Below are 12,991 nucleotides of genomic sequence, written 5' to 3' on the forward strand. Positions count from 1 at the left end.
TCGCGCCCCTGTAAATTATCCGCGCTGGACGTTAAACTTCCCGGCTTTCCGTACAACCCGTGGAGTGATGGCATGGCGGACGTAAACAAGGTCGTTCTGGCGTATTCCGGCGGCCTGGACACTTCGGTGATCCTCAAGTGGCTGCAGGACACTTATAACTGTGAAGTGGTGACCTTCACCGCTGACCTGGGGCAGGGCGAAGAAGTCGAGCCTGCACGCGCCAAGGCTCAGGCCATGGGCGTCAAAGAGATCTACATCGATGACCTGCGCGAAGAGTTCGTCCGTGACTTCGTGTTCCCGATGTTCCGCGCCAACACTGTTTACGAAGGCGAGTACCTGCTGGGTACCTCCATCGCCCGTCCGTTGATCGCCAAGCGCCTGATCGAAATCGCCAACGAAACCGGTGCCGACGCCATTTCCCACGGTGCCACCGGCAAGGGCAACGATCAGGTGCGTTTCGAACTCGGTGCCTATGCCCTCAAGCCCGGCGTGAAAGTCATCGCGCCGTGGCGCGAGTGGGACTTGCTGTCCCGTGAAAAGCTGATGGATTACGCCGAGAAGCACGCCATCCCGATCGAACGCCACGGCAAGAAGAAATCCCCGTACTCGATGGATGCCAACCTGCTGCACATCTCCTATGAAGGCGGCGTGCTGGAAGACACCTGGACCGAGCACGAAGAAGACATGTGGCGCTGGACCGTCTCCCCGGAGAAGGCTCCTGACACCCCGCAATACCTGGAGCTGACCTATCGCAACGGCGATATCGTCGCGCTGGACGGCGTGGAAATGAGCCCGGCCACCGTGCTGGCGACCCTGAACCGTATCGGTGGCGAACACGGCATCGGTCGTCTGGACATCGTCGAGAACCGTTATGTCGGCATGAAGTCCCGCGGCTGCTACGAGACCCCGGGCGGCACCATCATGCTGCGTGCTCACCGCGCGATCGAGTCGATCACCCTGGACCGCGAAGTGGCTCACCTCAAAGACGAGTTGATGCCCAAGTACGCCAGCCTGATCTACACCGGTTACTGGTGGAGTCCGGAGCGTCTGATGCTGCAACAGATGATCGATGCCTCCCAGGTCAACGTGAATGGCGTCGTGCGCCTGAAACTGTACAAGGGCAATGTCATCGTCACTGGGCGCAAGTCTGACGACTCCCTGTTCGATGCCAACATCGCGACTTTCGAAGAGGACGGTGGCGCTTACAACCAGGCCGACGCTGCTGGCTTCATCAAGCTCAACGCCCTGCGCATGCGCATCGCGGCGAACAAGGGTCGCAAGCTGTTCTGATCCTGGCTCCATGAAAACGGCCTGCCATGTGCAGGCCGTTTTTTTTGGGGGACCCTTTCCCCTGTGCTGCTCATTCGTTGTGGCGCTGTTTTGCGCGTTTGGATCGATTTGCCTCGGCCAGGCCTTCCGGTGCCCGGGGGATAACCAAAATGAACAGTCGTCGCTGTTTTTTCTGTGGATGAACAGTGATCAGCCATCCTTTGCCCTTGGGCGCCCGGCGGGAAAACCGTGCGCGCCGACAGCTTGAATCATCCATGATTCTCATGAAGTGTTTGCTCTTGCGAAAATCCGAGGGTGAATATAACGAGCGATAGTTAAAGTTCAGGGTTATAAAAAAAAGAAATAATAGATAGAACGGAAAGCTGATCAGAAACCAAAGATAGTATTCACGGTCCTGATCGTCGAGGAAAGGCAGGGAGATGGCTGCCGAAGTCTCGGACAAAGTTGCGAATATAGCGATTAGCGTCATGGGGTTGGTGATGATTTTCGAAGGTTTTTTCATGGTGGATGCTCATAACATATTCAGGCTCGGTGATTGCATTAGGAAGGTGTGAGTAATTGATGAGTTCGCGGTTAAGGTATTGATCGTGGTGTTTTCTCATGAATAGGATTGAATAAATTTCGCTTATTCCTTATGTGAATTCAATTTTATTTAAATAAAACCTTTGTGGTTGTGTTGGTAAATAATTCAGTTACTTTTTATGAGGCGAGTGTTTTTTTTTGCTATTGGGGGACGGGGTGGATGCAGAAAAAAGCGCTTGTTTAGAGGGGCGCGGATCCCCTGATGCATCCATTTGCCTCTGTAAACAAATTTATGGCGCATTATTTCCAAGGGGATTTGTAGGATTTTTCTGTATCGCTTGTAGGTTGCGTCTCTCGGTGCGAGCGGTCAGGGGGGGCGGCATGCCAAGGTAGAATTGACTAGGCTATTGTGCGTGCTCTAAAAATTCGAACAGCGAAGTTGGATTTGCCCATGAATAAAGTGCTGATCGTGGATGATCATCCCGTCATTCGTCTTGCTGTACGTTTGCTAATGGAGCGTCATGGATATGAAGTTATTGCCGAAACCGATAATGGCGTCGATGCGTTGCAACTTTCCCGTGAACTTATGCCTGATATCGTTATTCTGGATATCGGCATTCCGAAACTGGATGGACTGGAGGTCATCGCCCGCCTGACCGCCAACCCTTCACCTTTGAAAGTTCTGGTGCTGACTTCCCAGGCACCTGGGCATTTTTCGATGCGCTGCATGCAGACGGGGGCAGCCGGTTATGTGTGCAAGCAGCAGGACCTCACCGAGTTACTCAGTGCAATCAAGGCGGTGCTGTCGGGGTACAGTTATTTCCCCAATCAGGCGCTGCATACGGTGCGTTCGAGTCTGGGTAACGCAAGCGAGTCCGATATGGTCGATCGACTGTCCGGGCGAGAGATGATGGTCTTGCAGCAACTGGCTCGCGGAAAGACCAACAAGGAAATTGCCGATGGGATGTTCTTGAGCAACAAGACCGTCAGTACATACAAGACACGCTTGTTGTTGAAGCTCAATGCCCGCTCGCTGGTTGATCTGATCGAACTGGCGCAGCGTAACGGGTTAGTGTGAGTTTTTCCGGCCGCGCGTACTCAGTAAAAAGCCTCCATTCGGGAGGCTTTTACGTGTCAGAGGTCAAAGTCGTAATCGGCCAGTTGTTTCTGCAAGCGGCGCTCTTCCAGCAGATTATCAATCGTGCGACGTTTGCTCAGATTGGTTTTCGCTGTTTCGACGACCACAGGTTCCACATCGTCGGCCTCAACGGCGATGAAATCGTCTTCTACATCCAGTTGTTCTTTGTCAGCACTCATGGGATCGACTCCAGGCTTAAACTGCCATTGGCGCTCCTTATATCGATAAACCACGGGCGGGTAAAAAAGATTTTTTCAATCGACAAATCAATAAAAGCAATAGCGCCTCAATCGTCGGAGGTCTTGTGCTTGTATTCGCATAAGTCCTCGATCCGGCAGCTGCCACAGCGGGGCTTGCGCGCCAGGCAGACGTAACGTCCGTGAAGGATGAGCCAGTGATGGGAATCGAGTAGAAATTCCTTGGGTACGAATTTCATCAGCTTTTTCTCCACCTCCACCACGTTTTTGCCCGGCGCCAGCCCGGTGCGGTTGCTGACGCGGAAAATGTGAGTGTCGACGGCCATGGTCAGTTGGCGAAACGCGGTGTTGAGCACCACATTGGCGGTTTTGCGACCGACCCCTGGAAGCGCTTCCAGCGCTTCGCGAGTCTGTGGGACTTCGCCGTTGTGGCGCTCGATCAGCAGGCGGCATGTCTCGATCACGTTTTTTGCCTTGCTGTTGAACAGGCCGATGGTCTTGATGTACTCGGACAGCCCTTCGACGCCCAGCGCGTGAATCGCCTGCGGCGTGTTGGCCACCGGGAACAGCTTGGCCGTGGCCTTGTTGACGCCGACGTCGGTGGATTGGGCCGACAGAATTACCGCGATCAACAGTTCGAACGGCGAGCTGTAGGCCAGTTCGGTCTTCGGTTCCGGGTTGTCTTCGTGCAAGCGACGGAATATTTCCAGGCGTTTTGCGGCGTTCATGGGCGCGGCGTTTCCTCGATCGTTGAAGGGGGGCTGGCGCCCGTCCAGGCCTGGTGCGCTGCCAGCAACAGACCGAGCAGAATAAACCCGCCAGGGGCGAGCAAGGCCAGTGATATTGCGTTGCCAATCAGCTCGCGCAGGGCGCCCAAGCCGATCATCAGCAGGCCGAACACGCCTGCCAGTCTGAGATGTTCGGGCAGGCGTGAGCCGACGAAGATGTCGTCATGCTCCAGCGCCACACAGCTCAAAGCGATCCAGCCAATGTAAAGGCTCAGCGGCTGATACATTTCCAGCATCCAGGCCTGCGCCACCAGGCCTGCGCAAGCCGTCAGGGTGGCGGCCAGCACAATGGAGGCGAGCAGTCGCTGAGGCGCTGTCAGGTGGGACCGTACCAGCCCCATGGCCAAGCCATGGCCGGCACTGATCAGTACCCAGGCCAGCCATAAGCCCAGCGCGTTTGCCAGCGAATCGCTGGCGCCGACCAAGGGCACGAGCAGCAGGCCGCGGGTCAGGAGCAATGGCTTATTCATCAATGATCACTCCGGTCAGTTGAGCCTGATGCTCGTCGAAGTAACGCAGTGCATCGTGAACAGCCTGCAGGACCGATCGGGAGGTGACGGTCGCGCCAGCCAGTTGATCGAACTGCCCCTGATCCTTTTTCAACGCCCAGCCGCTGTCGGTGGGCGCCTGGAGCGACTTACCGTTGAAGGATTGCAGCCAGGGATTTGGCCAGTCAGCGATGGCCGCACCCAGGCCGGGCGTTTCCGACTGGCGCAGGGTTTTCACGCCCAGCAACCGCCCTTGCGGGTCGATAGCGACCAGCAATTGGATGCTGCCTTCATAGCCCAGTACCTGACTGCGTAACAACACTGCGTTGGGCAGGCCGGCACGAGTCGCCAGGTATCCGCCCAGCAGCGTGCTATGGGCCAAGGTCACGGGGGCCGTTACGACAGGTTGTGCCAATGGCTGATTGTCGTATCGGTCGGTCGGCAGCACGTCGAGCAAGGTTCGGTTCGCAAGGTCTTGTTGCTGACCCTTGATGCGCCCTGCGGTGCTGAGCTGAGTCAGGTAAGTGGCCCCAATGCCGAGACCGATCAGCAAAGCCAGGATGGCAACGCCACGGTAGTTTTTCATAGGGGCTGCGACCTGTGTCGCGCCTCGGCGAAGCGCTCCAGTGCGGGCACGCCGAGGTTCATCAGCAGCACCGCAAACGCCACGCCGTCCGGGTAACCACCCCAAGTCCGGATCAAGTAAGTCAGCAGTCCCACGCCTGCGCCAAACAGCAGGCGAGCGAGGGGCGCTTTGGCGCCCGAGACCGGTTCGGTCACGATAAAAAACGCACCGAGCAGGGTCGCACCCGTGAGCAGATGAAACAACGGCGAGCCATTGGAGTCGGAGCCCGATCCGTTCCAGCACAACAAGCTGATGATGAACAGGCCGGCGAGCATGCCCACCGGCGCGTGCCAGCTGAACACCCGTTGGTGCAGCAGGAACAGTCCTCCGGCCAGAAACGCCAGGTTGACCCACTCGACGCCGCGCCCACCCCAGCGTCCGAACGCCGGGTTGGCGGCGAACAGCTCATCGATGGTCAGGCTTTTGTTGATTCGCAGGCTGTCCAGGGCCGTTGCTGCTGCCCATCCATCAGGCCCAGGGTGAACCGCGAACACCTGTTGCAGGCCGTCGGACAGGCTCATGCCGTGAAGTGCCGGCCATTGATTGAGTTGCTGGGGAAACGCGATCAGCACCAGGGCGTAGCCGAGCATCGCCGGGTTGAACGGGTTATTGCCGACGCCGCCCCACAGGTGCTTGCCGAACAGCAAGGCGCAAGCCGTGGCTGTGACGGTCAGCCACCAGGGGCAATAGGCCGGCAAGGCCAGCGCCAACAGCGTGGCGCTTACCAGCGCGCTGCCATCGTTGAGTGCCGGTTTGAGCGGTCGGCGCCGTAAGCGCAGCGCCAGTGCTTCGACGGCCAGTGCGCTAAGGCCCGCCAGCAACAGGTTGAACACCACGCCCCAGCCATAAAACCACGTCAACGCCAGAATGCCGGGCAGTGTCGCCAGTAGCACCCGCAGCATCGCCTGCCGCAGCCGTTCGTCCATGGGCTCAGGGAGCGACATGAGCATCCACCTGGCGTTCGGCGTCTTTCACCGCTTGCTCCAGGGGCTCTATTTGTTCATCCGACGCCCCTGCGGCCCTGGCCTTGCTGAGTTCGGCGCGACGCATGGCCAATTGGATCTTGGCCCGTTTCAGCTCGGCACTTTGAGGGGGGGCGGGGGTTGAAACAGTGGGCTGGACCGTCCCTTCCAATTGCGTCAAGGTTTGTTGCGCCGCTTCGAACTGGCGCTGTAGCACGATCAATTGCGACTGTTGTTCGAAGGTCGGCGGGTGGCCGAATGCTTTCAAGGATTTGTTCAACTGCGCCCGGCTCATGGCCAGGTCGACCTTGGCTTTTTTCAAGGCCGCATCGGCGTTGGCGGCTTTTTGCGCCCGTACCCGCTCCAGTGCCGCTTGCACGGGGTCGACGGACTGGGTTTGGGGCTGTGAGGCGCGCTGTGTACGGGCCAGACGCTCGGCGAGACGCTGCTCCTCTTCGCGGCGCAGACGTGCGTTGCGCTGTTCGAAGCGCCGCCGGGCATGGTCGCGCTTGGCGGTGCGCGCTTGCTGCTCTTCGACGCTGAAGGCCAAGCCACCGACCACCGGCACCACGGTTGCCGTGGGCAATGGGTGCATTTCGATGCAGTCGACCGGGCAGGGCGCCACGCATAGATCGCAGCCTGTGCATTCGTCGACCAGGACGGTGTGCATCAACTTCGCCGCACCGACAATCGCGTCTACCGGGCAGGCCTGGATGCACTTGGTGCAGCCGATGCATTCGGCTTCGCGAATAAAGGCGATCTGCGCCGGGGCTGAACCACGGCTGGTATCGAGCTCAAGCACAGGCACTTTCATCAGCTCGGCCAAGGCGGCGATGGTTTCACGGCCACCGGGCGGACACTTGTTGATCGGTTCGCCCTGGGCGATGCCTTCGGCGTAGGGCTTGCACCCGGGGTGGCCGCACTTGCCGCATTGGGTCTGCGGCAGCAGGGCGTCGATACGTTGAATCAGACTCATGCTTTGACCAGCCCGCGCAATCCAAGAAATGCCACCGCCATGAGCCCTGCGCCGATCAACTGGATCGGCAGACCACGAAAGGGTCTGGGGATATCGTTATCGAAGGTGCGCTGACGCAAATCATCGAACAGGCTCAACACCAGCCAGAAACCCAGGCCGGCGCCCAGGCTCGCGGCGACGGTGAGGCCCAGGCCGTGGTCATTCCGGCTGTTGATCAGCGTGATGCCCAGTATGCCGGCATTGCCCAGCAGCAGTGGCCACAAACCATCGAACGGCAGCGTCGGCAGCCAGCGCCCCAGCCAGTGCAGCAACGGTGCAATCAGCAACACACTCAAGGACAGCCATGCCAACAGGCGCAGCGAGGTCAGATTGGCCGGAACCAGCAGCCAGCGATCGATCAGATAACCCAAGGTGCCGACCATCAGCATCAGGCATGTCGTCGCCAGGCCCAGGGCGTGGACTTGCCTTCTTCCATTGGCCGCCAGCAGCGGATTGACGCCCAGCGGCCAATGCAACACAAGGTTGTTGATCAGGGCGGCGCTGAACAGTGTGAGAACGATTTCGGTCATGGGCGTGCTGGAACGAGAACCTGTCGTTAGAGGTTAGGCATTATCCGGCACACCGTCAGGGTGGGCCAGATATGAAAATCCCACAGTCGCCTGCCGGCGACTGTGGGATCGGTACCGCGCGTGGTCGCGTTATTTGATCCGCTGACCCGGCTTGGCGCCGCTATCGGGGCTCAGCAGGTAGATTTCTTCACCGCCGGGACCTGCCGCCATCACCATGCCTTCGGAGATGCCGAAACGCATTTTGCGCGGCTTGAGGTTGGCGATCATCATCGTCAGCCGGCCTTCGAGCTTGGCCGGGTCCGGATAGGCGCTCTTGATGCCGGAGAACACGTTGCGCTGCTCATCACCGATGTCCAGCGTCAGGCGCAGTAGCTTGTCGGCGCCTTCCACGGCTTCAGCCTTGACGATCAGGGCTACGCGCAGGTCGATGGCGGCAAAGGCGTCGAAATCGATCTCCGGCGACAACGGGTCCTTGGTCAGCTCGCCATTGCCGGCCGGGGCACCGGTGTCGGTCTGGCTGGCGGCCAGGTCTTCTTTCGAGGCGTCGGTCATGGCTTGCACCTTGGTGGCGTCGATGCGAGTCATCAGCGGCTTGAACTCGTTCAGTTGATGGTTGCTCAGCAGCGTCTGGTGATCGTCCCAGGTCAGCGGTGCGACGTTCAGGAAAGCTTCGGCATCGGCGGCCAGCAACGGCAGCACCGGCTTGAGGAAGATCACCAGTTGGCGGAACAGATTGATACCCAGGGCGCAGATCGCCTGGACTTCGTCCTGCTTGCCTTCCTGTTTGTTCAGTGACCACGGCGCCTTGTCGGCGATCCAGGCATTGGCGCGGTCGGCCAGGGCCATGATCTCGCGCATCGCCCGGGCAAAGTCACGGGCCTCGTAGGCTTCGGCGATGCTCGGGGCCGCCGCCAGAAAGGCCTCGGTCAGCTCCGGCGCGGCGTTACCGGCTACCAGTACACCGGCGTTGCCTTTGTGGATGAAGCCGGCGCAACGGCTGGCGATGTTGACTACCTTGCCCACCAGGTCGGAGTTGACCTTCTGCACGAAGTCTTCAAGGTTCAGGTCCAGGTCGTCCACGCCACGGCCGAGCTTGGCCGCGTAGTAGTAGCGCAGGTATTCCGGCGACAGATGGTCCAAGTAGGTCCGGGCCTTGATGAAGGTACCGCGGGACTTGGACATTTTCTGGCCGTTGACGGTCAGGTAGCCGTGGACGTTGATACCGGTCGGTTTACGGAAACCGGCGCCTTCGAGCATGGCGGGCCAGAACAGCGCGTGGAAGTTCACGATGTCCTTGCCGATGAAGTGATACACCTCGGCCGTGGAGTCCTTGCCCCAGAACGCGTCGAAGTCCAGCTCCGGCGTGCGGTCGCAAAGGTTCTTGAAGCTCGCCATGTAGCCGATGGGCGCGTCCAGCCATACGTAGAAATACTTGCCGGGCTCGCCGGGGATTTCGAAGCCGAAGTACGGCGCATCGCGGGAAATGTCCCACTCTTGCAGGCCGGAGTCGAGCCATTCGGCGAGCTTATTGGCCACCGCGTCGTGCAACGTGCCGCTGCGGGTCCAGGTTTGCAGCATCTCTTGGAAGTCCGGCAGCTTGAAGAAGAAGTGCTGGGAGTCCTTGAGCACTGGCGTCGCCCCGGAAATCGCCGATTTCGGGTCCTTCAGGTCGGTCGGTGCGTAGGTGGCGCCGCATTTTTCGCAGTTATCGCCGTACTGGTCCTCGGTGCCACATTTCGGGCAAGTGCCTTTGATGAAGCGGTCGGCCAGGAACATTTTCTTTTCCGGGTCGAAATACTGGGTGATCGAACGGGTCGCGATGTGCCCGGCGTCACGCAGCTTCAGGTAGATCTGGCTCGACAGCTCACGGTTTTCTTCGGCGTGAGTGGAGTGGAAGTTGTCGAAGTCCACCAGGAAATCGGCAAAGTCGGCGCTGTGTTCGGCCTGGACGTTGGCGATCAGTTGCTCCGGGGTGATGCCTTCCTTTTCCGCGCGCAGCATGATGGCCGAACCGTGGGCGTCGTCGGCGCAGACATAGATGCACTGGTTGCCGCGATGTTTCTGGAAGCGCGTCCACATATCGGTCTGGATGTATTCCAGCATATGGCCGAGGTGAATCGAACCATTGGCATAGGGCAGGGCGCTGGTGACGAGGATCTTGCGTGGCTCGGACATGGGGCTCGGCTACTTGATGAAACGGAGGTCGGCCACTATAAAGCGCTGGGAAATATATTTCACCCCACTGGCCTGTTTCCGGATGCATTGCTGGGGGCGGTATGGACACAACCTGTGGCGAGGGGATTTATCCCCGCTGGACTGCGCAGCAGTCCAAAATAGAGCACTCTGACACACTGTAGCCGCAGGTTTTAGGGCCGCTGCGCGCCCCAACGGGGATAAATCCCCTCGCCACAAAGGTGTTCGCGCGACAGTAATCAAGTCGCCACGCGACAGCGTGGGGCGTAGGATAGCGGCCTGTTTTTCAAGTCTTGCTATCGGAGTTGCCCATGAGCGCCGTCAATCGCGCAGCGGTGGAAGCCGTCCTTCGCCAGTACACCGACCCTTACCTGAACCAGGACCCGGTCAGCGCCGGATGCGTGCGCACCATCGACATCCAGGGCGATCGCGTCAGCGTCCAGCTGGAAATCGGCTACGCCGCCGATCTGTTCAAGAGCGGTTGGGCGCAAATGCTGCAAATGGCGATCGAGTCCCTGGACGGTGTAGCCAGCGCCAAAGTCGACGTCACCAGCGTGATCGCTGCCCACAAGGCCCAGGCGCAAGTGCCGGGGCTGGCGAACGTCAAGAACGTGATCGCCGTGGCCTCGGGCAAGGGCGGCGTGGGTAAGTCCACCACCGCCGCCAACCTGGCCCTGGCCCTGGCCCGTGAAGGCGCGAAGGTCGGGATTCTCGACGCGGACATATACGGCCCGAGTCAGGGCATCATGTTCGGCGTTGCCGAGGGCACCCGGCCGCAGGTCAAGGACCAGAAATGGTTCGTTCCGATCCAGTCCCATGGCGTGGAAGTCATGTCCATGGCCTTCCTGACCGATGACAACACGCCGATGGTCTGGCGCGGGCCGATGGTTTCCGGCGCCTTGCTGCAACTGGTGACGCAGACCGCCTGGGGCGATCTGGATTACCTGGTGATCGACATGCCGCCAGGCACCGGGGATATCCAACTGACCCTGGCGCAGAAAGTCCCGGTGGCCGGTGCGGTGATCGTCACCACGCCGCAGGATCTGGCCCTGCTGGACGCCCGCAAGGGTGTGGAGATGTTCCGCAAAGTGAACATCCCGGTACTGGGTGTGGTGGAAAACATGGCCGTGCACATCTGCTCGAACTGCGGACATGCCGAGCATCTGTTCGGTGAAGGCGGCGGAGAAAAACTGGCGAGCCAGTACGGCGTCGAACTGCTGGCCTCGCTGCCGCTGTCGATGCTGATTCGCGAGCAGGCTGACGGCGGCAAACCCACGGTCATTGCCGAGCCGGACAGCCAGATCGCCATGGTCTATCAGGAACTGGCTCGCCACGTCGGCGCGCGGATCGTGCTGCAAGAGGCTGCGTCACCGGCGATGCCGAACATCACCATGAGCGACGATTGAATAAGCCGTAACACAATCCATTGTGGGAGCGAGCCTGCTCGCGATAGCGGTGTATCAGTCACATCAAAGTTGACTGACCCGGCGCCATCGCGAGCAGGCTCGCTCCCACAGTGGTTGTGTGTCGGTTGTTAGATCCGCAACCCGCCATCCATCTCCAGGATCCGGCCGGTGTAATAGTCGTTCTCGAAGATGTACGCCGCCGAATGGGCGATCTCCTCGGGTTTGCCCATGCGCTTGAGCGGGATGCCAGAGGTCATTTTTTCCAGGGCTTCGGGTTTCATGCCCAGGGTCATTTCGGTTTCGATGAAGCCCGGCGCGATGCCGGCGACACGGATACCGTAGCGTGCCAGCTCTTTGGCCCAGGTCACGGTGGCGGCCGCCACGCCGGCCTTGGCCGCCGAATAGTTGGTCTGGCCGACGTTGCCGGCGCGCGAGATCGACGAAATGTTGATGATCGCGCCGCTGTTCTTCAGCTCGACCATTTTCGCTGCCACTTCGCGGGTACACAGGAAGACACCCGTTAGGTTGACGTCAATCACCGCCTGCCACTGGGCCAGGCTCATTTTGCTCATTTCGCCGTCCTTGACCTTGAGCAGCAAGCCGTCGCGCAGGATCCCGGCGTTGTTGATCAAGCCGTGGATCGCGCCGAAGTCCTCGGCGACCCGGGCGACCATGTCGCTCACTTGCTCCTCATTGGCGACGTTGCACAGATAAGCCCGGGCCTCGACACCCTTGGCCACGCAGGCGGCAACCGCCTGGTCGAGTTTTTCCTGATTGAGGTCCACCAGGGCGAGCTTGGCGCCTTTGCCGGCGAAATACTCGGCCATGGAGCGGCCCAGACCCTGGCAACCGCCGGTGATAATGATTACTTTGTCGGTGAGTTGCATTGGCATGTCCAGATTGCAGAGCGGTTGGAGGATGTCCTTTTACTGGCCTCTCGATCTGCGTCGGCGTAGCCCGGTTGCACACGAGAACTGCCTAAAGGCGCGCTGGTACTTTGCTCCAGTCGCCTGACCGTTTCCAGACGGATTTGATCAAAGGAGTCATAAATTGAGCGTTGAAGCTGCCAAGCATGCACGAGAATTGCTGCTCAAGGAATACCGTGGAGTGCTCTCCACCCATTCCAAATCCATGCCCGGTTTCCCGTTCGGCTCCGTGGTGCCATATTGCCTGGACGACCAAGGCCGTCCACTGATCCTGATCAGCCGTATCGCCCAACACACCCACAACCTGCAAAAAGACCCCAAGTGTTCAATGCTCGTAGGTGAGCGGGGGGCCGAGGATGTGCAGGCCGTAGGGCGCCTGACTTATCTGGCCGAGGCGCGCAAGCTGGAAGACAACCTCGCCATCGACGCCGCCGCTGAGCGTTACTACCGTTATTTCCCGGAGTCGCAGAACTACCACAAAGCCCATGACTTCGATTTCTGGGTGCTCAACCCGGTGCGTCATCGTTACATCGGTGGCTTTGGGGCCATTCACTGGATCGACCAGATCACCCTGGCCAACCCCTTCGCCGGCAAGGCCGAAGCCAGCATGATCGACCACATGAATGCCGACCATGCCAAGGCCATCGCGCATTACGTCGAGCTGGCCGGTCTGCCCGCCACCGAACCTGCGCAACTGGCCGGTATCGACAGCGAAGGCATGCACTTGCGGATCGGTCAGGCCCTTTACTGGCTGGCGTTTCCAGCGCCTTGCAATACGCCGACACAAGTGCGCGAAGCCTTGGTTTATCTGGCTCACGCCGAGCAATGGCCAAAAAATGCTGAGGCTGACGCTTGAATTCACGAAAGGGCGACGTCATTTAGGGTTTGATAGCAAGGCATTCTTGCGTTGA

The 12,991-nt window shown here is 59.5% G+C and carries 13 protein-coding genes and 1 pseudogene; 4 read left to right on the top strand and 10 right to left on the bottom strand.

Features of this window, described 5'->3' with window-relative positions; all coding sequences use genetic code 11:
• Positions 1 to 72: 72 nt before the first annotated feature.
• Positions 73 to 1,290, top strand: coding sequence for an argininosuccinate synthase (locus BW979_RS09760; RefSeq protein WP_024779511.1), 1,218 nt, complete (start codon positions 73 to 75; stop codon positions 1,288 to 1,290).
• 244 nt (positions 1,291 to 1,534) lie between these two features.
• Here the strand turns inward: BW979_RS09760 and BW979_RS09765 are convergent.
• Positions 1,535 to 1,792: pseudogene (locus BW979_RS09765) on the bottom strand (hypothetical protein); the annotation flags it as partial.
• A gap of 471 nt (positions 1,793 to 2,263) precedes the next feature.
• Between BW979_RS09765 and BW979_RS09770 the strand changes: the two are divergent.
• On the top strand, positions 2,264 to 2,890 hold the full coding sequence (locus tag BW979_RS09770; RefSeq protein WP_047227014.1) for a response regulator transcription factor: 627 nt from the start codon (positions 2,264 to 2,266) through the stop codon (positions 2,888 to 2,890).
• A gap of 56 nt (positions 2,891 to 2,946) precedes the next feature.
• On the opposite strand, the gene BW979_RS09775 is transcribed toward BW979_RS09770, so the two are convergent.
• The 8 genes from BW979_RS09775 to metG all read right to left on the bottom strand — a co-directional run bounded on the left by BW979_RS09775 (position 2,947) and on the right by metG (position 9,730).
• Positions 2,947 to 3,129 carry a PA3496 family putative envelope integrity protein gene (locus BW979_RS09775; RefSeq protein ID WP_047227013.1) on the bottom strand — a complete coding sequence of 61 codons (183 nt, stop codon included), beginning with the start codon at positions 3,127 to 3,129 and terminating at the stop codon, positions 2,947 to 2,949.
• Between the two features lie 107 nt (positions 3,130 to 3,236).
• Positions 3,237 to 3,875 (bottom strand): endonuclease III, encoded by a 639-nt coding sequence (nth, locus tag BW979_RS09780; RefSeq protein WP_047227012.1) that lies wholly within the window; start codon positions 3,873 to 3,875, stop codon positions 3,237 to 3,239.
• On the bottom strand, positions 3,872 to 4,405 hold the full coding sequence (locus BW979_RS09785; RefSeq protein ID WP_047227011.1) for an Rnf-Nqr domain containing protein: 534 nt from the start codon (positions 4,403 to 4,405) through the stop codon (positions 3,872 to 3,874). Before BW979_RS09785 ends, nth begins: the two co-directional genes overlap by 4 nt.
• A complete protein-coding gene (locus BW979_RS09790) occupies positions 4,398 to 5,009 on the bottom strand; it encodes an RnfABCDGE type electron transport complex subunit G (protein WP_047227010.1) in 612 nt (203 codons plus the stop codon). Before BW979_RS09790 ends, BW979_RS09785 begins: the two co-directional genes overlap by 8 nt.
• Positions 5,006 to 5,992, bottom strand: a complete 987-nt coding sequence (locus BW979_RS09795) for an RnfABCDGE type electron transport complex subunit D (protein ID WP_076386568.1) — start codon at positions 5,990 to 5,992, stop codon at positions 5,006 to 5,008. Before BW979_RS09795 ends, BW979_RS09790 begins: the two co-directional genes overlap by 4 nt.
• A complete protein-coding gene (rsxB, locus tag BW979_RS09800) occupies positions 5,979 to 6,986 on the bottom strand; it encodes an electron transport complex subunit RsxB (RefSeq protein ID WP_076383712.1) in 1,008 nt (335 codons plus the stop codon). The genes BW979_RS09795 and rsxB overlap by 14 nt, the downstream gene beginning before the upstream one ends.
• A complete protein-coding gene (locus BW979_RS09805; protein WP_076383713.1) occupies positions 6,983 to 7,555 on the bottom strand; it encodes an Rnf-Nqr domain containing protein in 573 nt (190 codons plus the stop codon). The genes rsxB and BW979_RS09805 overlap by 4 nt, the downstream gene beginning before the upstream one ends.
• 129 nt (positions 7,556 to 7,684) lie before the next feature.
• Complete coding sequence (metG, locus tag BW979_RS09810; protein ID WP_047227006.1) at positions 7,685 to 9,730, bottom strand: methionine--tRNA ligase; 2,046 nt, start codon at positions 9,728 to 9,730, stop codon at positions 7,685 to 7,687.
• 329 nt (positions 9,731 to 10,059) lie between these two features.
• Between metG and apbC the strand changes: the two genes are divergently transcribed.
• Positions 10,060 to 11,154, top strand: coding sequence for an iron-sulfur cluster carrier protein ApbC (apbC, locus tag BW979_RS09815; RefSeq protein WP_047227005.1), 1,095 nt, complete (start codon positions 10,060 to 10,062; stop codon positions 11,152 to 11,154).
• A 128-nt stretch (positions 11,155 to 11,282) separates the two neighbouring features.
• Here the strand turns inward: apbC and BW979_RS09820 are convergent, their stop codons facing one another.
• Positions 11,283 to 12,041 (bottom strand): SDR family oxidoreductase, encoded by a 759-nt coding sequence (locus BW979_RS09820; RefSeq protein ID WP_047227004.1) that lies wholly within the window; start codon positions 12,039 to 12,041, stop codon positions 11,283 to 11,285.
• 163 nt (positions 12,042 to 12,204) lie between these two features.
• Here BW979_RS09820 and BW979_RS09825 point away from each other — a divergent pair, with 163 nt between their 5' ends.
• Complete coding sequence (locus BW979_RS09825; protein ID WP_076383714.1) at positions 12,205 to 12,936, top strand: HugZ family pyridoxamine 5'-phosphate oxidase; 732 nt, start codon at positions 12,205 to 12,207, stop codon at positions 12,934 to 12,936.
• The last annotated feature ends 55 nt before the right edge of the window (positions 12,937 to 12,991 follow it).

It is taken from the genome of Pseudomonas sp. A214 (assembly GCF_900156295.1).
GTDB lineage: Bacteria > Pseudomonadota > Gammaproteobacteria > Pseudomonadales > Pseudomonadaceae > Aquipseudomonas > Aquipseudomonas rhizophila.

What these genes read in the sequence shown, in the direction of transcription:
- BW979_RS09760 (WP_024779511.1), top strand. Translation starts at nt 73, where the DNA reads ATGGCGGACGTAAACAAGGTCGTTCTGGCGTATTCCGGCGGCCTGGAC.
- BW979_RS09770 (WP_047227014.1), top strand. Translation starts at nt 2,264, where the DNA reads ATGAATAAAGTGCTGATCGTGGATGATCATCCCGTCATTCGTCTTGCT.
- BW979_RS09775 (WP_047227013.1), bottom strand. Translation starts at nt 3,129, where the DNA reads ATGAGTGCTGACAAAGAACAACTGGATGTAGAAGACGATTTCATCGCC.
- nth (WP_047227012.1), bottom strand. Translation starts at nt 3,875, where the DNA reads ATGAACGCCGCAAAACGCCTGGAAATATTCCGTCGCTTGCACGAAGAC.
- BW979_RS09785 (WP_047227011.1), bottom strand. Translation starts at nt 4,405, where the DNA reads ATGAATAAGCCATTGCTCCTGACCCGCGGCCTGCTGCTCGTGCCCTTG.
- BW979_RS09790 (WP_047227010.1), bottom strand. Translation starts at nt 5,009, where the DNA reads ATGAAAAACTACCGTGGCGTTGCCATCCTGGCTTTGCTGATCGGTCTC.
- BW979_RS09795 (WP_076386568.1), bottom strand. Translation starts at nt 5,992, where the DNA reads ATGTCGCTCCCTGAGCCCATGGACGAACGGCTGCGGCAGGCGATGCTG.
- rsxB (WP_076383712.1), bottom strand. Translation starts at nt 6,986, where the DNA reads ATGAGTCTGATTCAACGTATCGACGCCCTGCTGCCGCAGACCCAATGC.
- BW979_RS09805 (WP_076383713.1), bottom strand. Translation starts at nt 7,555, where the DNA reads ATGACCGAAATCGTTCTCACACTGTTCAGCGCCGCCCTGATCAACAAC.
- metG (WP_047227006.1), bottom strand. Translation starts at nt 9,730, where the DNA reads ATGTCCGAGCCACGCAAGATCCTCGTCACCAGCGCCCTGCCCTATGCC.
- apbC (WP_047227005.1), top strand. Translation starts at nt 10,060, where the DNA reads ATGAGCGCCGTCAATCGCGCAGCGGTGGAAGCCGTCCTTCGCCAGTAC.
- BW979_RS09820 (WP_047227004.1), bottom strand. Translation starts at nt 12,041, where the DNA reads ATGCAACTCACCGACAAAGTAATCATTATCACCGGCGGTTGCCAGGGT.